Consider the following 19902-nt stretch of genomic DNA (forward strand, 5'->3'; position numbering starts at 1 on the left):
GCCACCAGGACCGAAGGCGTCCCGGCACGCGCGGCGGCGCGATCGCTCCGCCGCGGCCGCAACGATCGAGGGAAGTGCGCATGGCCGGTCAGCGGGCGAGAACGCCGTACCAGGACGCGGGACCGCGCACCGAGGACCGCGCCCTGCCCGCGCAGCGCTCCCGGGCGGCCGGTGCGGGCGGTCCGGGGAGCCCCGCGGGCGCCGCGGCGCCCCGGGCGGCCCGGACACCGCGCCCCGGGGCGGCCCGCCGCCGCCAGCAGGCGCGTCGTCGCGGCGGGACGGCGGCCGTGCTCTCGGCGGTCGGGCTGCCGCTGCTCGGGGCGGTCGCGGACGAGGTCGACGGACCGGGCGTCAGCCTCCTCTTCGCGGTGGGCGCGGTGCTCGGGACGGCGGCCGCCGCACTGCTGTGCAGCCGGGCGGGCCGGTGGTGGGTGGTGACGGCCGCACCGGTCGTGGTGCTGCTCACCGCCTCGGGCGTCGAGTACCTCGCGCACCCCGGGACGTACCAGGGGAAGAACCTCGGCACCGGCGCGCTGCGCTGGGTGGTCGGGGCCTTCCCGGTGATGGCCGCGGCCGTCGCGGTGGCGTTCGCCGTGGTCGCGGTCCGCGCCGTGCCGACCCGCCGCCGGGTGGTACAGCAGCGCCGACGAACCGGCCGGACGGCCGTCCCGGTCGGAAGGGGCCGCCGTGGCTGAGCGCGGCAACAGCCGTACCGGCGGCCGAGGTCAGCGAGGTCAGCGCGGGCAGGCCGCGCGCCGCGCCGCCGCCCCGCTGACCGTCGCCGGGCGCACCCTGGCCTGCACCGTCTCGGTCGCCGTGCTCGGCGCCAGCGGCTTCACCTGGTACGAGTACCGCAGCCTGGACGACGGCATGGTCAAGTCCTCCGCGCTGAGCGAGGCCAAGAAGAACGCCCCGCCGCACCTCGACAAGTCCGTCAACCTGCTGCTGATCGGCCTGGACAGCCGCAAGGACATGGACGGCAACGACCTGCCCAAGCAGTTCGTCGAGGACGAACTGCACGCCGGCTCCAGCGGGATCGGCGGGTACAACACCAACGCCCTGATCGTGCTGCACATCCCGGCCAACGGCGGCAGGGTCACCGCGCTCTCCGTCCCGCGCGACGACTACGTGCAGACCGTCGGCGCGGACGGGAGGATGCACAAGATCAAGGAGGCGTACGGCATCGCCAAGGAGGCCGCCGAGCAGAAGCTGGCCGGCAAGGGGCTCTCCAAGGCGCTGCTGGAGCGGCAGAGCCGCGAGGCCGGCCGCTCGGCCACCATCCAGACCGTGCAGAGCCTCCTGGACATCCCGATCGACCACTTCGCGGAGGTGAACCTGATCGGCTTCTACGACATCGCCAAGGCGGTCGAGCCGATCCAGGTCTGCCTCAACCACCCGGTGGACGACCCGATCATCGCCCGGACCGCCACCCACGAGGGCGGCGGCACCGGCCTCAAGCTCCCGGCCGGGATCAGCTCCCTCAACGCCGCGCAGGCACTCTCCTTCGTCCGCCAGCGCCACCACCTCACCAACGGCGACCTCGACCGCACCCACCGGCAGCAGGCGTTCCTCTCCTCCGTCGAGTACAAGCTCAAGCAGCAGGGCATCCTGAACGACCTCGGGCAGATGCAGAAGCTGTTCGCGGTGGTGAAGAAGGACGTGGTCATCGACAACGAGTGGAACATCCTCGACTTCGCCCAGCAGGCGCCCAACCTGACCGGCGGCAACGTGGAGTTCAACACCCTGCCGATCAGCGGCTTCAGGACGGTCGGCGGGCAGGAGGTCAACACCGTCAACCCGGACCTGATCAGGAAGATCGTCCGGCAGCTCTTCAACCACGAGCCGGCGCCGGCCCCGCCGGCCGCCGCGCCGCCCGGGGACGGGCCGGGCGAACCGGCCCCGTCGCCCTCCGCCACCCCGAGCACGGCGCCCAAGGCGGTGGTCGATGTCAACGCGGCCGCCGGGGCGGGCGCGGCGGCCAACGAGTCCAGGGCGCTGGCCGAACTCGGCTACCAGGCGGGCCGGATCGGCGACGCCCCGGCCAGGACCCGGGCCACCACCGTCGCCTACGGGTCCGGGGCCAAGGCCGACGCACAACGCCTCGCCGCCCGCTACGGGGTGAACGCCTTCTTCTCGTCGGCCGTCCCCGCGGGGCGCATCCTGCTCACCCTCGCCGTCTCCCGCACCCCCGCGCCGACGGCCGTCCCCTCGGCCACCGCGGCCGGCGATCCCTCCGCCGACCCGGCGGCGGGGCTGCCGATGCAGGGGCCGGCGGTGAAGGCGGGCGGGATCCCGTGCGTGGACTGAGGCCCGACACGTTCCACCGGCCGGTACGCGAGCGCATCCTGCAGTGACCTCGAAGTCCGCTCCGGCTCGGCCACCGGGACGGCGCTATGAGCACCATCGCCAGCCTTGAACTCGTCGCCGGGCGGGCCCACATCGGTGCCCGTCCGGCGCTGGGCGAGGTCGGTGCTGCCGACGCTCGGCCTGGACGGCCGGCAGCAGGACGCCGTGCTGGACGATGTGCGGCTCGTGCTGTCCGAACTCGGCACGAACGCCGTCGTGCCCGGCTGTGGCGGCGAGCGGCCGGACGTGGCGCTGACCGCCCGCCTGCCGCCTGGTCGCCGGCTGCCCCGCGCACTGCCCTCCGGCCGCCGGTCGCCGGTCGCCGGTCGCAGACCCGGCGCCCCGGGGAACCACCGTGCTCGGCTGCCCCGGCGGGGGCGCGCTCAAGGGCCTCCTCGGCTCCGGCTGCCGGGACACCTGCCTCGACCGACGGCCTCTGGCACCGTCCTGGTCACAGGCCAGGCCACCGTCCTACGGGGCAACGGCAGACCGGCTCCCTGCCACCGCAGGCACCGGCTGTGAGCCCCTTGCCGCAGCCGAGCCCGACGACGGCGCCCCGGTGCGGACCACCCTCGCCACCCTCGCCGACCCCGACGGCCGGCGCACCGGCACCGCCAGCCTGCGCGGCTGCGGCGCGACCTGAGCCCTGAGGCCGGCGAACACGTCACCGCGAACCGGCACGGGCACCGGCACCGAAACCGGAGCCTTCCCCCATGTACCGCGCCTGGCTGCGCCGAGCCGCTGGGCGTCCTCGTACGCCTGCTGGAGAAGCGTCGTCAGATCGGTGACCTCGGACTTCAGCCTGGTGACCTCCGCGTCCAGGGCCCCGATACGGCTGTGGGTGTCATTCAACCGCTTCGCCAGCTCGACGGTCAGCGGCGTCCTCGGGCCGGTCGCGTTCAGCGCCTTCCAGAGGAGCTCATGGAGCATCGTGCGCAGGGCCGTCCCGTCGCCGGGGCCGGGAGCCGCGAAGGCCGCGAGGTTGTCGACGACATCCCGAGGCGGCACCCGGTGACCGTTCAGGTAGCGGGACATCGTGGCGGGGCTGACGAAGACCGCCCCGGCGACCTGGCGGATCGAGCACTGCCGTGAACGGACCACTGCCCGAAGGGTGTCCGCGAGCGTCACGACCTCGGCCGGGAGACCGGAGTCCAGGGGGACGAGCGGCCTCGACTGACGCCACCGGACGAGCTCGGCCTCCTTGCCCGGTGCCGTCGCAGAGCGGCCCCCGCCCTCCTCCCGGGCCACCTCGGACAGCGCCCGCCGCAGTCGGTGCCAGGCACCGCGGTACCACTCGAGAACGCCCGGTCCGCCGCCACGGCCCCCGTACGAGGCCGCGAAGTGCAGGCAGCTCCGAACGAAGCCGACGAGCAGAGGAAGGCGCGGCAGGCTGCGGCGCCGCAGGTTCAGCGCGTCGCCCACGGTGCTTCGGCCCGCGTGGGTGTCGAGATGCCTGGACATGTGCCGGGAGACCCACCCCAGCGACGGCTCGCCGGCCCAGGCCTTCAGCTCGCGCAGGCACTGCACGAACTCTCCCACCGTCCGGCAACCGCTGGGGTCAGGGGGCAGTGCGGGGCCTGAACCCGAGAACCCGGCATCGGCACGGCGAGTGCGCGCGACGTTCCACTGCGCGGCCCAGAACTCCCGGTCGCCGCCGCAGGCGGTGCCGTAGGCGACGGTCACCGTCAGACTGGGCAGCCGTCTGCCGGAGGCGGCCTGCGCGAGCGCCGACACGGAGAAACCGGTCCGATGCGCCAGGGCTTCGTAGGGAGGCAGCCCCGCCTCCTCCCGGGCCCGGCGCAGCAGCAGGGCGAGCCCCGCGTACGGGGCGTGCGGGTCGATGGGGTTCTCACGACGTGGCACGGCGTACCTCCTCACGGTGCGCGGCGGTGCCGCAGGCGTGCGGCACCGCCACGGCGGATGAACCGGACCGTCAGGAGGACTGGCCGAGCTCGCGAGCGACCGCGTCCGTGGCGAGGACCGCCGCGATGGCGGCCTGGACGTCGTAGCCCAGGACGACGAGCACGACGACCGCGACGCCGGTCGGGAGGATCCAGGGCACGCCGAGCGTGCGGTTCCCGGGGAGGTGGATGCAGAACGCGGCCCCGCTGGCGGGCCTCCGCGAGGTGTGACGGCGCATGGCCATGGTGATCATGTCCTTTGGTCCGGACGGTCGCCACGCACCACCCGAGGCCCCGTCTGTTGCCGCAGGCCCCTCGCCCCGCCCGGCGGTGCCGCACGACGCGGCACCGCCGGCGTTGCGTCCGCTCCTCGTGGCGCCGGTCGTCCGAGATGGTGGCGTCGGATCCACGCGGCTGCTCGGGGAGGCACAAGGCCGGAGGCGCCGGCCGCGCCGTTCGCGCAACGGCTGCGCAGCGGTGGCCACCTGCCGGGCGGGCACCACGACCCCGAGGAGCGGTCGGCGAGCAAGCTCCTTCGCCGCCACGACACCGCCGCACTCGTGCCGCTTCGGGCGGGCGTCCTTCACACCGCACCCGACCGTCCGACGCTGCCCCGTGCCGTCCGTTGCTTCACGGGCTCATCATTCCCAGGACGATTCCTCGAAGGCGTCGGGTTCGGTGATCCAGCCGGCGTTCAGGACGAGCCGTGAGGTGCGGTGGACGGCGAGGAAGCCGAACGGCCGGTCGAATCGAGCGCTGATTATGCGGGCGCGATAGCGGTACCGCGGCGGTAGCCCCACGCCCGCCACGCTCAGGGCAGTGACGCTCGCGGAACGGAAGCCGCGGGCGCCGAACGTGGCAGTCACCGTCTGTGCGGCGGCCTCGACCGCCAACGGCTCGGCGCTGATGCCGGGGAAGTGACCTCGGGTTCCGTCCGTTGCTGTTCGGAGGCCGAACAGCTCAGGGTCCTCGAGCAGATCGTGGCGGGCGGTGACGGTGAAGGGCACGGTTTCCACCACCAGCTTCGATTCGCCGTCGAGGCTGGGAACACGCTCGACCGTCAGCCCGGGGCCCGGAGCGCCGTCGGGGAGTTGACCGCCCGGGAGTACTGTCCTCCGGTTGTCGAGGGTCCGCACCGCTGCCGCCAGCACATGTCCTGGCTGGGCGTCCTCCGTCCCCAGGAACAGGTGGACATCGACTCCCTGGGCGCCGAGAACGTGGAGCACGGTGACGGGACCTGTCGGGGTCTGGGTGACTCCCACGCGGTCGAGGAGTGCGGTGACCCGGAACAGGCCGGCCATGTCCCTGCCCCGCCAGGGGCCGGCCGCCGCCTCCAGGCCGCCGGATTCGAACGGCCGGATCCAGTCGGTACGGACCGTGAGGGCGCTGGCCAGCACCAGTGGGGTGTCCTTCCCGACGGTCACCGGCATCGACGGGATCTGTCCGCCGGTGCACGTCGCCGCCCAGGCGTCGAGTCGAGCCTGGTCCGAGGCTGCGTCGCCGGTGAGCTGTCCGTGGACGCGCTCGGGGAGCGCGGCAAGCCAGCTCCGCTCGATCGGCAGAGCTTCGTGGGTCCACAGGCCGAGCGCCCCTTGCACGCCGGGCATCGCATCGATCGCGGCCAGCAGGCTCCGCGCCTCGCCCGCAGCCCGGTCTGCCGGGATGCCGATGGCATCGGCAAGTTCCGTACGGACGGCGGCGGTTGCGCCGTCTGCCAGCAGAGCCAGCAGCGGCCACACCCCGGCGGTGGTGAAGGCCGTGCCGCCTTCCGGTAGAGCGGCAGCCCAGCGCGCGGTCAACGCATTGACGGCCCGGACGGTGGAACTACGAATCATGCCCACCCCTTCGAGGAACACCTGACCCCGGGAGCGTAGGGCCGACCCGTCCGGGGCGGCCAGCGATATACGTGGGCGCTCCTGGTGACGAACCGCGAGCTCGGCTCGACTCGCCGCCGCATGATCAATGATCGGACGGGCCTTGGCTCTTGAGGTGCGCCAGCGTGGAGATCAGCCGGTCGGCGATTCCCTCGGGCCAGGGGAAGGCGATCGTCACCGCCCGCTGGTGGGCCAGCCCGTGCAGGCCCAGCCACAGGGCGACGGCGTCCGCCCAGGGGTCGTCGGTGGCGGCCAGGCCGGCGGCGGCGCACTCGGCCAGGACGTCGGCGAGCAGGTGCAGGGGCGCCATGCCGAGGGTGGCCATGTCCTCCTGCGTCACGGCGGTGTCCTGGAGCACGGGCACCCAGACGCCGCCGAGCATGGTGCGGTAGCGCTCCGGGTGGTCCTCGGAGAAGCCCAGGTAGGCGTGGCAGAAGGCGAGCAGACGTGCCCGGGGGTCCTCGCCGGCCGCGTCCACGGCGGCGCGGAGCTGTGCTTCCAGCTGGTCGAAGGCCTGCTGCACCACGGCCAGCATGATGGCCGGCTGGTCGGGGAAGTGGCGGTAGATCGAGGGGGCGGCGATCCCGACCCGGCGGGCGACGGACCGCAGGGTGACGGCGCTCTCGCTGCCGGTCTCGTCGAGCAGCTCGACCGCGGCGGCCACGATGTCCTCGCGGAGACGGGCACCCTCCCCCCGGCGGTTGCGGGGGCGGGCGGACAGTGTGCTCGATTCGTTTCCCATGCCGTGAGCTTACAGGTGAAAACTTACAGCCGACAGGCCTTGTGTGCCGTGAGCTTACGCGCGTAACGTTACGACCGTAAGCAATGCTGAGCCGAACGGAGCACGCCATGAACGACGCCGTCATCACCCGCGCCATCGAGGTCGTCCTGCCGGGCGAGGTCGAGCCGGACGGCCTCCGGCTGCGCACCCGCGACCTCCCGCCGCCGACCGACGGCCGGGTCCTGCTGCGGATGGACGCCACCGGCGTCTCCTTCGCCGAGCAGCAGATGCGCCGCGGCAAGTACTACGACCAGCCACCCTTCCCCTTCGTGCCCGGCTACGACGTGGTCGGCACGGTGGTCGCGACCGGCCCCGGCGTCGACCCGGCGATGACCGGGCGCCGCTTCGCCGCCGTCACCAAGACCGGCGCCTGGGCCAGCCACCTGCTGATCGACGCCGGGGACGCCGTCCCCGTGCCGGACGGCGTGACAGCTGCCGACGCCGAGACCGTGGTCGTCAACGGCGTGACGGCCTGGCAGATGCTGCACCGGACGGCGAAGGTGGCCCGGGGCGCGACGATCGTCGTGCTCGGCGCCAACGGCGGCGTCGGCTCGACCCTCGTCCAACTGGCCCGGCACGCCGGGATCACGGTGATCGGCACGGCCTCCGCACGCCACCACGACACCGTCCGCGCCCTCGGTGCGACCCCGGTCGACTACCGCGACCCGGACGCCTACCAGCGCATCCGGGAACTCGCACCCGACGGCGTCGACGCGGTGTTCGACCACGTCGGCGGCGCCGGACTGGCGCGGTCCTGGCAACTGCTGCGCCGCGGAGGGGTCCTGGTGTCCTACGGCACCGCCGCCACCAAGGACGAGGCCGGCGACTCGCGGCTCCCGGTGCTGAACCTGTTCGCCCGGTTGGTGTTGTGGAACCTGCTCCCCAACGGGCGCTCCGCGCACTTCTACAACCTGTGGGCGGGCAGGCGCCGCCCCGCGGCCTTCCGGGCCCGGCTGCGCGAGGACCTCACCCAGGTGCTGGCCCTGCTCGCCGACGGCACGCTCACCGCCCAGGTCGCCGCAGAGTTCCCCCTCGACGAGGCCGCGGCCGCGCTCGCCCTGGCCGAGTCGCGCACCGTCGCGGGCAAGGTCGTCATCGTCCGCTGACCCGGGGCCGGCGAAAGGCCCGACCTCCCCTCCCCGGAGAGCAGGATCGGAGCTCCACGTCGCTTTTGCGCCGGGACCGGCCCCAGCGGGCGGCGAACTGCGCGGGCGCCAGGCGCACAGGCGGACCCGTTGCAGATGGTCGGCTAACAGCAGCAGCTGCGGCAGGTAGGGGCAGGATCCAGGCGTTGCGGCACTCCAGGCAGCGCAGCGGCACGACCTCGCACAGCGACCCGGTGGTGCTGAAAGGGGAGTCGTACGGGGCGGGCCTGGTCGAGCCAGTGCTGCTGGGCCTGGGCGATCACGCGTCCGGAGATGACGCGCAGGGTGGTGTCCTGGGCGTAGTGACCGCGGAAGGTCTCCTGGTGGTCGTCGTCCCGCCTTCTCGACCTTGACGCTCTTGCGCATCCGGCGGATGTCGACCGGGCCGGTGATCTGCACGCCGACGTGATCGGCCCAGTGGCGGAAGGGCACCTGAGAGGGCCGCCAGTGGGCCAGGCGCAGGCGGGCACTGCCCGCCCAGGCATGCTGTCTGCACCACCACGGCAGCCCTCGATCGTCACCTGGCTTCCAGCATGGGCGGTCAGGCAGTCGCCGTTCCAGGCGTTGGAGTGGATGTACGTCCCGGCGTCACCGTCCGCGTACCACCGGCGCTCCTCACCGGGCAGCGTGCCGAAGCCGATGCCGGCGCCCCAGCGCTGCTGGGGGCCGAGGACGCCGCGGTTGCCGCTGTCGCGGGTGAGGTTGCGGTACCACCAGGCGTCGAGGCCGCCGGACTGCTGGGTCTCGTAGGAGGAGAAGGTGACCGTGCTGCCGTCGTTGTTCGCCACCCACCACCACTGGTTGGACTGCCCGGTCTGCGCGTAGGTGTACACCGGGGCGCCCTGGCTTGTGTTGTGGGCGTAGTCGTCCCGATACTGGCCGGTGCCCATGTTCAGGGTGTGCGCCCAGCCCTGCAGCACCGCAGCGTCGGACGGAGTACCCATGTTCTCTCCCGCCAAGACGGCCGGGGCCCCGGTGTCACTGTTGGGGAAGCGGCTGCGCGCGCTGGTCGATGCCGAGCGTGTCGTCGGAGACCTACGCCGCTACTACGGGATTGGCCTGCCGCCTGATGCGGCTCCATTCACGGGGAGCCGGTTCGAGCATCTGGCCGGTGGCGGAGATCGCCCGGAGATCGCCGGTCGGATCACGGCGGAGGACTTGATCGCGGTGGAAACCCTCTCGGTGTCCATCCCGGTCGAGCTGAAGCTGGGCATGCTGGAGGGCCCGCTCGGCGACGAACTGGCTGACCTGCTGTCCGCGATCCCGGCTGGCGTGGACCTGGCGCACGTTGACGCCGCCACGGTGGCCGACGGTTCGCCGGCGGGTCAGGCGTGGCGGCTTTTGGAGTCCCAGCACGGGCTGGGCTGGGTGATCGCGGGGAAGATCCTGGCCCGTAAGCGTCCGCAGTTGCTTCCGGTCTACGACACGGTGGTGCGTTGCGCGCTGGGCCGCCCGCGCCCGTTCTGGCTTTCGCTGCATGCCGCGATGCGCGAGGACGACCGCTCCCTGCACCGCCTGCTGCTCGACCTCCGGCAGGCTGCGGACCTGCCGGAGACGGTCAGCGCGCTGAGGGTATGCGATGTTGCGGTGTGGATGGGCCACCGAGCCCTTGATCATGCCTGTCGCTGACGGGTGACCACCCAGCAGCCGACTGGTACGAGCGGCCTGTCCGGCGTGTGGGAGTGACGGACTTTAGCTGCCCGCTGGACGTCGCGGCCATGGTCAAGGCCGCGCATCACCGTGACACCGGGGCCAGGGACCTGGTTGCCTCCGACGGAACGAGGCGGTCGACGGTCAGCTTCGGAACGTGCAGCAGGGCGGCGGCTTCCGCGATGTTCAGGAACCTGATGTCTTGCGCCGGGGGAGGCACGACCGGGGGAGTGACGGCGGGCCTGGCCGGCGTGCTCATCCAGGCCACCAGCTTGTCCAGTTCCTCCTGGACGAAGGCCTCGCTCGGCGCGGGGACGGCGTCCCGTTGGGCCGGGGGCATGGCCTGGATCGCCGTCCAGCAGCGGTCGAGCGCGGTGCGGGCCACGATGACGTCTGCCGGGTCGTGCGGGGCCGTGGTGTAGAACTCGCAGACGTCGATGCGGATCTTGTTGAAGGTCGCGTCCCGGCGCAGGCCGTCGATGTGCTTGTTGCGGCACACCGTCCTGAGCCACGCCTTCTGGCCGTCCAGCGGGCGGGTGCCGACCTCGTCCCATTGCAGCGCGGCTTCGTGGAAGGCGTGCTGGACGAGGTCGGCGGCGTTCGTCCGGCCGGCCAGAAGGATGGTTGAGGCCAGCACGTCGCGATACACCGCCCGGAAGAGAACGGTGACGGCTTCGGCGACATCCGTCGGGATTCGCCTGTTCTCCGTCTCGGTCATTTGGCCCCCTGGCTCTGCTTGTCCGTGTCCGGTGCTCCCCAGGTCGGCCGGACGCCGACCTGGACCCGCATGCCTGGTCCGCCCGTTTCGCTCTCCTGTTCCACGAGGGTGCCCAGCGGCGACCGTTCGACCAGCGCGACCAGGGTGCGGCGGCGCTGCCACTCGGTCAGCTGCCGCGCCGCCACCCCCAGAGCCCCGAGCAGGGCCAGCACGATCCACGAGGGCTGACTGCCCAGTGCCACGAAGGGCACCACCGGGGTCCAGCCGAGCAGTTGGGTTACCTGACGCCTCATGCCCAGAAGTCGAACGGCAACGCCAAACCGTTTACATCTGCGAAAAGACGATCCGGGCCGGTCCGGGGCTGATGGCGGGATCGGGGCGGGGAATCAGGGGATGAAGAGGCTCTGGGCGCCGGTGGTGATCTCGTCGTCACCGGCGCTGATGCGGCCGAGCTCCTCTCCGTTGCAGTCCGGACCCGAGTAGACGGTCACGGCCGTGTCGGTGTTGTTGTCGACGATGCTGGAGTCCTCCAGGGGGTAGCAGCCGGAGGGGTCCGTGTAGACCTCTTCGTTGTTGAGGTAGAGGTTTCCGGTGGCTGCGGTGGCCGGGCCGGCGGGCAGGAGCAGGAGCAGGGCGGCGGCGGTCATCAACGGGACGCCGAGAGCGGCGCGGCAGGTGATTCTCATAACCATGTGCATAGCCATTTCGGGCCGGTGCCGTGACAGGGACGCGCAGGGGTCGCCCTTGGAGGGCGGGCCCGATGGGCCGAATGCCGGGTGCCCCACGGCCGCCGCTGGCGTCGACCACGTCCCGGTCCCGGTCCCGGTCCCGGCCCGCGGCCCGGGCACGCCGACGGCGCTCCCGTCGGCGGCCAGGGCGGTGTGGAGGCGCTGGCTTTCCCGCCCGCGGCGGCTACGGGCACCTGGCCGCGTTCTCCACCGAGGTCGAGCACGCGATCCCGCGCTGCTGCTCCTTGTTCACCGACCTGGTGCTGCGCGACCGCGGCGCGGACGTGCCGGTGCTCCTGATCGAGGTCGACCGGGAGAACGTGGAGTGTGCGCAGTTGCTCGGTCGTGGCCATCCGGAACTGGAGCAGCGCGGTGACCACGGCATGGTCGATCTCGGGCGGCGCAGCAGGAAGGCCCTGCCGCCGAAGGCCGGCGGGGTGGCCCGAGGCAAGGGGCCGACCGGGTGCGCATGACACGGCCGGGCTGCCGGTGCACAAGTGCCCGGGTGGAGGGCGGGCCCCGACAAGCCGGGACGGCCGGTCGATCCTCGGATCGACCGGCCGTTTCGTTTTCCGTGGACGCCGGTCAGTTGGCGACGACGGTGGCGGCGGCCCCGCCGCGGTCGAGCTCGGCGTCGTAGATGTGCACGACCACGTTCACCGAGGACCTGATCCACGTGTCACCGGGCGAGGTGACGCCCACCGGAATGGTCACGGTCTCCCCGCCGGTGCAGGGGAGCCGGACCGAGCCGACGCCCGATACGGCGGATTGCGTGGCCTGGACGGTGATCTTGACCCACTCGAATATCGGGAGGCACCGGTAGCTGACGGAGACGTTCAGTGTCCGCCCGGCATCCGCGACGGTGGCGCCGTTGACGCCTATGGAGAGTCCTCCGGCGCTCGCGGGCGCGGTTGCGAGGATCGTGCTCGCCATGGCAAGGGCGGGGACGGCCAGGAAACGGGCGAACTTGGTACGGGTAGATGCGCTCATGACAACCTTCTCTCCGGCAGTGGCAACGGACGGGATGGGGTGATCGAGGGGAGCTTCCGAGCCCCCATGCTGCGGTCCGCCGGTGACTCGGGAGTCAGAAGAGTCGGTGGATGTCTGGAATGACACCGCGATGTGGCGTGGAGTCGCTCGCAAGCTCAGGACGGCTCGCCGTAGCCGGATCCCGCTTCCGGGCAAGCACGAAACCGCAATATTGAGCCCGACGAACAACGCGTCCACCCGCCCCCCGCACCAAGGGCCGTCTCCCCACCACCGGGGAGGCGGGCCCTTTTGCATGCCCCGACGAAGGAGATGCCGATGCCGACGCTCCACTACGACCGCGCCTCCGCCCGCACCCTGCGCTGCCTGGCGAAGGGCCGGAAGGCCGACCCGGCGAACCCCGACAGAGCGTCCAGGACATGCAGAACGCCGCGCACCAGCGCCCGCGCCGCCCCGATCGGCGCACCGGTGTCCTCGTCCACCAGCACGATCCCCACCAGCCGCCCGCGCAGCCCCTGACCGGTACGCCCGCGCTCGGTCCACTGCACGAGCGGCCACCCGCCGGACCAGACAGGGCGCCGCGACGTCGGCCCTCTGCTGACGGACCCCCAGGCACCAGGTCAGCGCGAGCGGCCGAGCAGCTCGGCCGTCTCGGCGCGCCGGTTCCAGGCGATGACGGCCAGCGGCACCATGAAGATGAACGGGGTCCCGGCGTTCTCGCCGTGCATGGCGGTGAGCTGGGTGATGAACGCGAACGCCAGGAAGATGATCAGCGCGATCGCGGCCGGCCCGGCCAGCCGGCGGACCAGCAGGCCGACCGCTCCGGCCAGTTCCACGAGTCCGGTCAGGTACATGAACCAGTGGCCTGCCCCGATGGCGTCGAAAACGGTCGTGGCGGCGGGGAGCGCGAGCAGCTTGGGCAGCGCGCTGGCCAGGGCGAAGAAGAGCGCGAGCAGGACCCGCAGCGTCCAGGCCACCCGGACCACGGCCGTGCCGGACTTCGCGGCGGTGGCGGTGGCGGTGGTCGTGGTGGTGGCGGTGCTGGACATTTCAGGTCTCCCTGGTCGGCTGTCGTTGCTTTCTCAGGTTTGACCGCCGGCGCCACCCGAACTCATCGGTCCCGGGAGAAAAAGTCCTCCGGCAGCCCCACCTCCAGCGCCAGCAGCTCGCCGACGGTCTGCCGCCTACGGATCCGCCCGGCCCGATCGCCCTCGACCGTGATCTCCGGGATCAGCGGTCTGGAGTTGTAGTTCGACGACATGCTCGCCCCACATGCTCCGGTGCCGTGGAAGACCGCCCGGGGGCCGGTTCACTTTGCAGATGGCGGACGGGCCGTCACCGGTGCTGCGGTGGCGGCCCGTCGAGGGTGATGCTCATACGGCCGGGCCGATCAGACCTGCCAGGGCCCGGTGTGCGCGTCGGGTGGTGCGCTCGGCGCGGCTCTTGAGCCGGAGCGCGCGCGTGAGGCGGTACTTCTCGGCCTCCCGCAGACGCTCGTCGATCGTGGCCCGCGCGACCTCGATGTTGTAGATCATGGTGCTCCCCCTGTCCGGGGTGATTCGTCGGCATCATCGTCATGCCGGCCCTTCGGACCACCCTCTGTGCTTCAGAGCCTACACCCAAATACGGGGCAGGGCCTTGTATTTAACGTTCTGTTCAAGAAATCGCCTGCTGATCGAAGGCTTTGATGCCGATCGGCTCCCAGGTTCCGCATGGCGGCGATTCGGTGTCCGGATCACTGCCCGGGCCGTCGCGAGAGCGGCACCAACCCCGGCCGGCTGGTCGAACGCGTCGTCGCGGCCGGACCGGCCGAGCGCCGCACCGAGGTCGAGGACCGCCGCACACGGAACCGCGCGGGGTCGGCACGACCCACCGCCGGGGGAGTCCGCAGGTACACCGTCCCGGCCGGTGAGGCGTCAGCCCGCGGACGGGGGGTTCCCGCCTGCGGTGACCACGCCTGTCTCATAGGCGATGACGACCATCTGGGCCCGGTCATGGGCGTGGAGCTTGGCCAGCAGCCGCCGGACATGTGTCTTGACGGTCGCGATGCTCAGCCCCAGATGCTCGGCGATCGCGCGGTTGGGCAGTCCCCGGGCCACCAATCGGAGCACTTCCCGTTCCCGTGGGGTCAGGCCCGCCAGCTCCCGGGTGAGTCGCGGGCGCGGCTCGTGGCGTCCGGCGAACTCGCGGATCAGACGGCGGGTGACCGTGGGCGCGAGCAGGGCGTCGCCGGCGGCGACCACCCGCAAGGCTGTCAGCAGGTCGGCGGGGAGGATGTCCTTCAGGAGGAATCCGCTGGCTCCGCCGCGGAGTGCCGCGTACACGTACTCGTCCAGGTCGAACGTGGTGAGGACCAGCACCCGGGTGCCGGCGGCGTCCGGGTCCGCGCAGATGCGCCGGGTGGCCTCCAGACCGTCCGTGCCCGGCATCCGGATGTCCATCAGCACGACGTCGGGCCGCAGCCGCAGGGCGAGTTCGACGGCCTGCTCGCCGCTGACGGCCTCGCCTGCGACGGTGAGGTCGGGCGCGTTCTCGATGAGCAGGCGGAAGCCCGCCCGCAACAGCGCCTGGTCATCGGCGATGAGGACCCGGACCGGCCGGTTCACCGTGCTGTCTCCGATCCGCAGGGCAGCCGCGCGTGCACCCGGAATCCGCCCGTCGCCAGGGGGCCGGCGGAGAGGGTCCCGCCGCACATGGCCGCCCGCTCCCGCATCCCGACGAGTCCGTGCCCGCCGCCAGGACGCCCGGGCGGGAACCGGGGCGGGAACCGGGACGGGAGCCGGGACGGCGCGTCGTTGACGACCTCGATCTCGACGGCCTCGGGGCCCGTCCGGGAGAGGTTCACCCGGCAGTCCGCCGATCCCGCGTGCTTGACGACATTGGTGAGGGCTTCCTGAACGATCCGGTAGACCGCCAGTTCCACCCCCGGGGGGAGCGGTGGATCCGGGTCGACGGACAGCTCCACGCGCGGGCCGGCGCCGTCCGCGAGTGCGGGCAGGTCGGCCAGACCGGGGGCGGTCCCCGACTCGGCTCCGTCACCGGGTGATCGCAGAACGCCGAGCATGCGGCGCATCTCGGTGAGCGCCGTCCGGCCCGCTGTCCCGACCAGTGCGAGGGTCCGCTCGGCCTCCTGCGGGTTGGTGGAGGCCACCGCACGGGCCACCTCGGCCCGTACCGCGATGACAGTCAGATGATGGGCCACCACGTCGTGGAGCTCGCGGGCGATCCGCAGGCGCTCCTCCGTCACGGCCTGCCGGGCGGCGAGTTCCGCGTACGACCGCTGCTCTCTCAGCGCGGTGCCCACCAGCCAGGGCAGGGTCATCATGAAGGAGGCGAAGACGATGCCCCACGCGACCCCGGAGGCCGGGACCGGTCGCGGTACGAGGGCCATGGCCGCCGCGACGGCGCCCAGCGAGCAGCCGAGCGCCGTCACGGACCGGCGCCGCGGTTCCTGCGCCGCCACCGTGTACAGGGCGGCCCCGACGGGGACCCAGGACTCCTCCCATCCGGTGAACGCCATGGCGAGGACCGCTCCGGCCAGGACCGTGTACAGAACCCGGACGGACCATCTGCGCCGTACCGCGATCGGCAGCCAGACCAGCGCCGCCACGGCTCCCGCGCCCCAGCCACCGCTCAGCGTCTCGCTCGCGCCGAACGCCAGGGCGAGGAGCACGGCCGCGACCGTGTCCACGCCGTGCCACTGTCCGTCCCGCAGACGTCCGGCCACCAGCGGCCGTGACTCCCCGTCGCCCATGCCGACCACGCTATCCAAGCGGGGGCCCGGGGCCAGTCAGCCCGGAGGACGTCATCTCACGGGCTGAGTCATCCGCGCGGCCGATGCCCGTCGTACCCTCCTGGGCTGACACCGGGTTCCTTCCCGGGGGCGAAGCCGCCGGGCCCGTCGGACGAAACAGTGGAGTCATGAATCGGAGAACACTGCTGTCCTCGTGCGCCGGACTGGCCGCCGCCATGACCCTCGGTCCGCTCGCGCCGGTGGCCGTCGCGCGACCGGCGCAGGAGCAACCCGTGCGGTTCCAGCTGCCCGCCCCGAACGGACCGTACCCGCTGGGTACGATCGCGCTGCACCTGGCCGACACCGCGCGGCCGGACCCCTGGGTGCCCTCCCGCCCCTGCCGTGAGCTGATGATCAGCATCTGGTACCCCGCCCGCGGCCGCGCGGACCGCCCCACCGTTCCCTGGATGCCTCCGGCGGCGGCCGACCGGTACCTGAGCCTCCTCGGCCTGCCTCCCGGCCGGGTACGACTGGGAGGCACCCACGGCCACGAGGGGGCTCCCGTCGGCGGCCCGCCGGGCCCCCTGCCCGTCGTGCTCTACTCTCCCGGCGCCAACGCGTCACGGTCGTTCGGCACCGGCGTCGTGGAAGACCTCGCCAGTCACGGCTTCCTGGTGGTCACCGTCGACCACACCTACGACGCGGCGGCGGTCGCCTTCCCCGGTGGACGCGTCGAGACGAATCCGCAGGGCGGGATCAGCGACTACGCCAAGGCCCTCGCGGTCCGTACCGCCGACATCCGGTTCGTCCTGGACCGGCTCGCCGTCCTCCGCTCGGGTGGCCACCCCGGCGTCTGCCGCACCCCGCTGCCCACAGGCCTGCGCGGGGCTCTCGACCTGCGGCGCGTCGGGATGCTCGGTCACTCCCTGGGCGGCGCCACCACCGCCGCGACGATGCTCACCGACGGGCGGATCACGGCGGGAGCGAGCCTGGACGGGGGCGCGGCGGGCCCGGTGGTGGACGCCGGGCTCGACCGTCCGTTCCTGGTCGTGGACACCCTGGGCAAGGGCGGCATGGAGAGCAACCCCGCCCTGCGCGCGTTCTGGTCGCATCTGCGCGGCTGGCGCCTGCATCTGACCGTACGGGGAGCCGCGCACCTGTCGTTCGGCGACGATGTGCTGATCCTGCCGCTGCTCGCCCCTCTCCTGGGCATGTCACCGCCCGATCTGGAGCAAGAGGTCGGGACGATTCCCGGGCATCGGGCACAGGCGTTCCAACGCGCCTACCCGCGAGCCTTCTTCGACCTCCACCTCCGCGACCGGGGGCGGCTGCTCGACGGTCCCTCCCCCGGCTTCCCCGAGGTCGACTACGCCCGGTGAACGCCTTGGCGCCGGGCCCGCCCGTCCGGGCTCCGAGGTACGACGCCGGGGCGTTCACCGGGCGGGGTCCAGCGAGGGAGGGCCGTCGGTGTCCTCGGCTTCGCAGGGAGGATCACGACCCGGGGAACCCGGGGAATCCTGCGGGGCGGCGCCTCCACCGTCCCGACAGGGCAGCGGTGCCCCGGACGGGGCCTGCATCCGCAGGGCGCCGCGCCCTCGGTCCTACTCGGTCCGCAGCGCGGTGGCGGTCCGCGACCGGGCCGCCCTGTAGGCCGGCAGCAGTGCCCCGAGCAGGGCGATCACGATCCCGCCGGCCAGCAGGGGGATGAGCAGCCCGGTGGGGTAGACGTGGGACACGCTCGGCGGCAGGTGCCGGCCGATCGCGTTCCCCATCGGGGTCAGCGTCGCCTTCTCCACCGCGACCCCGAGCGGGACCCCGATCAGCCCGGCGATCAGGCCGGTGAGGGAAACCGAGGTCAGGACCATCGCGACGGTCTGCTTGGGTGTCATCCCGAGGGCCTTGAGGATCCCCAGGTCATGGACCCGTTCCCGGGTGTCCTGCACCACCGTGCTCAGCACCCCGAGCGCGGCGACCGCGATCATCATCAGCGTGAGCGTGGCCACCAGGGCGCCCATGGTGATCACAATGATGTTCTTGCCCCCGCCCGAGCTCGGCTGGACCGAGGCGTTCAGCGGGGTCAGCGCGGCGGCGGCCGAGGTGGACCAGTCCGATCCGTCGACGTTGTCGGCCAGCTCGACGTTGAACATGTCGATGTGCGGGGTCAGACCGGCGGCGGTGAAGGTGGCCGCATCCGTCATGACCGTGTAGTCGCCCTGGTTGGTGTCGAAGTTGATCCCGACGACCTTCAGCGACAGCTGCCTGTTCTGCTGCACCACGGTGACGTCGTCACCGACGTGGATCCCCACCGCCGTGGCCAGCTTGTCACCGACCACGGCCTCGCCGGGCGCCGCGTACCAGCGGCCGGACAGCAGCTCCAGGTGCGTCCAGGAGAAGTCGCCGGTGACCGTGAACACCTTCGGCGGTTCGCCGCCGGGCGGGGCGCCGACCATGGTCGCGCCGCTCTCGCCCCAGCCGAACGCGGTCTTCGTGCCCGGGATCCCGGCGAGCGCGGCGGCCACCCCGGCGGCGTCCAGGTGCGGGGTGCGCGGGTCGTCGGGGCCGTAGCGACCCCAGGGCACGCCCACGTCGGCCGTGGGGATCACGAACTCCGACGCGACGTTGAAGCCCGAGGTGCTGGCGTCCAGGTACTTGTTGAACCCGGACTCCAGCCCCACCGCGAACGTGACACTCACCACGCCGAACAGCACCGCCGCACCGACCAGGACGGCCCGGGCCGGCCGGGCGAACGGCTGGGCCAGCCCCAGCGACACGGCCCGGGGCAGCGGCAGCCGCGAGGCCAGACGCTGCGCCGCCCGACCGCCCCCGGCCCTGGGGGCGCGGCCGACGACCAGGGCCCGTACCGTCGGCATCCGGCCGGCCCGCAGTGCCGGGATCAAAGCCGTGACGCCGACGATCAGCAGGGTGCCCAGCGGCACCACGGCGCTGACCCACAACGGGATCGTGGCACTGGCCGCGCCGAGCTGCTTGGTGGCCCCGTCCAGGATCGGCACGGCCAGGAGGTTGCCGAAGACCGTGCCGAGCACCACGCCGAGTGTCGCCGGGATCACGGCCTGCGCGGTGTAGGCGCGGGCCACCTGCGAAGGGGTGAAGCCCAACGACTTCAGAATCCCGATGCGCCGGATTCCCGAGGCCACAGCCCCGCTGACCACGATCGAGATGATCAGCACCGACATGAACAGCCCGAGGATCCCGAAGGCGATCAGGAACGGCACGTAGGCCTTGGCGTTGCCGGTCGCCTGCTGCTCCGCGGTCAGGTACGACTGTCCGCTCTCGATCGCGCCGGCCGGCGCGGCGGCGGCCACCGCCTGCTTGCCGGTGGCGATGTCGGCGGCGGTCCCGGCCTTGGCGAACCGGTAGAGCATCTGGACGTCGGACGTGGCGCCGGCAGCGGTGAGCCGCGCGAAACCGTCGGCGGTGGCGAAGCCGGTCGCGCTGTCGGTCACCGAGCCGGCGAAGCCGACGACCTTGAACGACGGCCTGCCCGGCAGGGAGGAGAACACCACCGAATCGCCGAAGCAGTCGGCGGCGTAGTGCTGCCACGGCAGGGCGATCTCGTCCGGGCTCGTCGGCCAGCGCCCCCGGGTCAGCGCCAGCTGGTCCATCCCGGAGGTGCTGCCCGGGTCGGGCCGGGTGGTGACGGTGATCGGACCGTTGTCGTGACCGGCCCAGTCCTGCTCGGAGCAGTCCGTGCCGATCGTCGTGTCCAGGGCGGCGGCGACCGGGTAGGGCCCGGCCGCCTCGGTGACGCCGGCGGCGTGAGCGGTGGCGGCGGCCTGCGCGGCCGTGACCTTCGAGCCGTCGAACTGGACCGCCAGGTGCGCCCCGTTCCGAGCCCGGAAAGCGTGCTCGAACGGGGCCTGAACGACAGTCAGCAGCCCGAGGGAGAGCACGGAGGACGTCACCGCGGCGAACGTCGTCAGGGCCAGGACGAGGGACTGGACCCGACGGCGGCCCACGCCGGAACGTACGACCTTGCCCAGGGCGCTCACCGGCTCACCGCCGGCAGCAGGCGGGCCAC

The 19902-nt window shown here is 72.6% G+C and carries 22 protein-coding genes; 6 read left to right on the top strand and 16 right to left on the bottom strand.

From position 1 onward, the window contains the following. The first annotated feature begins 80 nt into the window (after positions 1 to 80). Together ACFVUY_RS24455 and ACFVUY_RS24460 are read left to right on the top strand one after the other, a co-directional pair. Positions 81 to 695, top strand: a complete 615-nt coding sequence (locus tag ACFVUY_RS24455) for a DUF6542 domain-containing protein (protein WP_387733198.1) — start codon at positions 81 to 83, stop codon at positions 693 to 695. After that, positions 688 to 2307: an LCP family protein gene (locus tag ACFVUY_RS24460; RefSeq protein WP_387733201.1), complete on the top strand. Its 1620-nt coding sequence runs from the start codon at positions 688 to 690 to the stop codon at positions 2305 to 2307. Before ACFVUY_RS24455 ends, ACFVUY_RS24460 begins: the two co-directional genes overlap by 8 nt. Positions 2308 to 2817: 510 nt before the next feature. On the opposite strand, the gene ACFVUY_RS24465 is transcribed toward ACFVUY_RS24460, so the two are convergent. The 4 genes from ACFVUY_RS24465 to ACFVUY_RS24480 all read right to left on the bottom strand — a co-directional run bounded on the left by ACFVUY_RS24465 (position 2818) and on the right by ACFVUY_RS24480 (position 6863). Continuing rightward, complete coding sequence (locus ACFVUY_RS24465; RefSeq protein ID WP_387733204.1) at positions 2818 to 4209, bottom strand: helix-turn-helix transcriptional regulator; 1392 nt, start codon at positions 4207 to 4209, stop codon at positions 2818 to 2820. A gap of 70 nt (positions 4210 to 4279) precedes the next feature. Then, a complete protein-coding gene (locus ACFVUY_RS24470) occupies positions 4280 to 4492 on the bottom strand; it encodes a hypothetical protein (RefSeq protein WP_387733207.1) in 213 nt (70 codons plus the stop codon). Between the two features lie 396 nt (positions 4493 to 4888). Further along, positions 4889 to 6103, bottom strand: coding sequence for a serpin family protein (locus ACFVUY_RS24475; RefSeq protein WP_387733209.1), 1215 nt, complete (start codon positions 6101 to 6103; stop codon positions 4889 to 4891). Between the two features lie 103 nt (positions 6104 to 6206). After that, positions 6207 to 6863, bottom strand: a complete 657-nt coding sequence (locus ACFVUY_RS24480) for a TetR/AcrR family transcriptional regulator (RefSeq protein ID WP_387733211.1) — start codon at positions 6861 to 6863, stop codon at positions 6207 to 6209. Between the two features lie 107 nt (positions 6864 to 6970). On the opposite strand from ACFVUY_RS24480, the gene ACFVUY_RS24485 reads away from it, so the two are divergent. Further along, complete coding sequence (locus tag ACFVUY_RS24485) at positions 6971 to 8008, top strand: medium chain dehydrogenase/reductase family protein (protein WP_387733214.1); 1038 nt, start codon at positions 6971 to 6973, stop codon at positions 8006 to 8008. A 143-nt stretch (positions 8009 to 8151) separates the two neighbouring features. On the opposite strand, the gene ACFVUY_RS24490 is transcribed toward ACFVUY_RS24485, so the two are convergent. Next, positions 8152 to 8991 (bottom strand): hypothetical protein, encoded by an 840-nt coding sequence (locus ACFVUY_RS24490; RefSeq protein WP_387733217.1) that lies wholly within the window; start codon positions 8989 to 8991, stop codon positions 8152 to 8154. Between ACFVUY_RS24490 and ACFVUY_RS24495 the strand changes: the two genes are divergently transcribed. Then, positions 8990 to 9676 (top strand): DUF6308 family protein, encoded by a 687-nt coding sequence (locus tag ACFVUY_RS24495; RefSeq protein ID WP_387733220.1) that lies wholly within the window; start codon positions 8990 to 8992, stop codon positions 9674 to 9676. The two genes, ACFVUY_RS24490 and ACFVUY_RS24495, sit on opposite strands and share 2 nt — an antisense overlap. Before the next feature lie 106 nt (positions 9677 to 9782). On the opposite strand, the gene ACFVUY_RS24500 is transcribed toward ACFVUY_RS24495, so the two are convergent. From ACFVUY_RS24500 to ACFVUY_RS24510, 3 genes are all read right to left on the bottom strand, one after another. Next, positions 9783 to 10415, bottom strand: coding sequence for an RNA polymerase sigma factor (locus tag ACFVUY_RS24500; protein ID WP_387733223.1), 633 nt, complete (start codon positions 10413 to 10415; stop codon positions 9783 to 9785). After that, complete coding sequence (locus ACFVUY_RS24505) at positions 10412 to 10708, bottom strand: hypothetical protein (RefSeq protein WP_387733226.1); 297 nt, start codon at positions 10706 to 10708, stop codon at positions 10412 to 10414. Before ACFVUY_RS24505 ends, ACFVUY_RS24500 begins: the two co-directional genes overlap by 4 nt. 93 nt (positions 10709 to 10801) lie before the next feature. Beyond that, positions 10802 to 11101, bottom strand: coding sequence for a hypothetical protein (locus ACFVUY_RS24510; RefSeq protein WP_387733229.1), 300 nt, complete (start codon positions 11099 to 11101; stop codon positions 10802 to 10804). A gap of 287 nt (positions 11102 to 11388) precedes the next feature. Here ACFVUY_RS24510 and ACFVUY_RS24515 point away from each other — a divergent pair, with 287 nt between their 5' ends. Continuing rightward, positions 11389 to 11616, top strand: coding sequence for a hypothetical protein (locus ACFVUY_RS24515; protein ID WP_387733232.1), 228 nt, complete (start codon positions 11389 to 11391; stop codon positions 11614 to 11616). A 112-nt stretch (positions 11617 to 11728) separates the two neighbouring features. On the opposite strand, the gene ACFVUY_RS24520 is transcribed toward ACFVUY_RS24515, so the two are convergent. The 7 genes from ACFVUY_RS24520 to ACFVUY_RS24550 form a co-directional block, all read right to left on the bottom strand. Continuing rightward, complete coding sequence (locus ACFVUY_RS24520) at positions 11729 to 12133, bottom strand: hypothetical protein (protein WP_387733234.1); 405 nt, start codon at positions 12131 to 12133, stop codon at positions 11729 to 11731. A 329-nt stretch (positions 12134 to 12462) separates the two neighbouring features. After that, positions 12463 to 12678: a hypothetical protein gene (locus tag ACFVUY_RS24525; RefSeq protein ID WP_387733236.1), complete on the bottom strand. Its 216-nt coding sequence runs from the start codon at positions 12676 to 12678 to the stop codon at positions 12463 to 12465. A gap of 72 nt (positions 12679 to 12750) precedes the next feature. Continuing rightward, positions 12751 to 13179 carry a DoxX family protein gene (locus ACFVUY_RS24530; protein ID WP_387733239.1) on the bottom strand — a complete coding sequence of 143 codons (429 nt, stop codon included), beginning with the start codon at positions 13177 to 13179 and terminating at the stop codon, positions 12751 to 12753. Positions 13180 to 13241: 62 nt separating this feature from the next. Continuing rightward, a complete protein-coding gene (locus tag ACFVUY_RS24535) occupies positions 13242 to 13391 on the bottom strand; it encodes a hypothetical protein (RefSeq protein WP_387733242.1) in 150 nt (49 codons plus the stop codon). 112 nt (positions 13392 to 13503) lie between these two features. Beyond that, on the bottom strand, positions 13504 to 13665 hold the full coding sequence (locus ACFVUY_RS24540; protein ID WP_387694725.1) for a hypothetical protein: 162 nt from the start codon (positions 13663 to 13665) through the stop codon (positions 13504 to 13506). A gap of 381 nt (positions 13666 to 14046) precedes the next feature. Further along, a complete protein-coding gene (locus ACFVUY_RS24545; RefSeq protein ID WP_387733245.1) occupies positions 14047 to 14736 on the bottom strand; it encodes a response regulator in 690 nt (229 codons plus the stop codon). After that, positions 14733 to 15884: a sensor histidine kinase gene (locus tag ACFVUY_RS24550; RefSeq protein ID WP_387733248.1), complete on the bottom strand. Its 1152-nt coding sequence runs from the start codon at positions 15882 to 15884 to the stop codon at positions 14733 to 14735. Before ACFVUY_RS24550 ends, ACFVUY_RS24545 begins: the two co-directional genes overlap by 4 nt. Before the next feature lie 167 nt (positions 15885 to 16051). Here ACFVUY_RS24550 and ACFVUY_RS24555 point away from each other — a divergent pair, with 167 nt between their 5' ends. After that, positions 16052 to 17242, top strand: a complete 1191-nt coding sequence (locus tag ACFVUY_RS24555; RefSeq protein WP_387733251.1) for an alpha/beta hydrolase family protein — start codon at positions 16052 to 16054, stop codon at positions 17240 to 17242. 222 nt (positions 17243 to 17464) lie between these two features. Here the strand turns inward: ACFVUY_RS24555 and ACFVUY_RS24560 are convergent, their stop codons facing one another. After that, complete coding sequence (locus ACFVUY_RS24560) at positions 17465 to 19873, bottom strand: ABC transporter permease (protein ID WP_387733253.1); 2409 nt, start codon at positions 19871 to 19873, stop codon at positions 17465 to 17467. Positions 19874 to 19902 lie beyond the last annotated feature (29 nt).

The organism is Kitasatospora sp. NPDC058063 (assembly GCF_042885395.1).
Classification (GTDB): Bacteria; Actinomycetota; Actinomycetes; order Streptomycetales; family Streptomycetaceae; genus Kitasatospora; species Kitasatospora lactacystinica.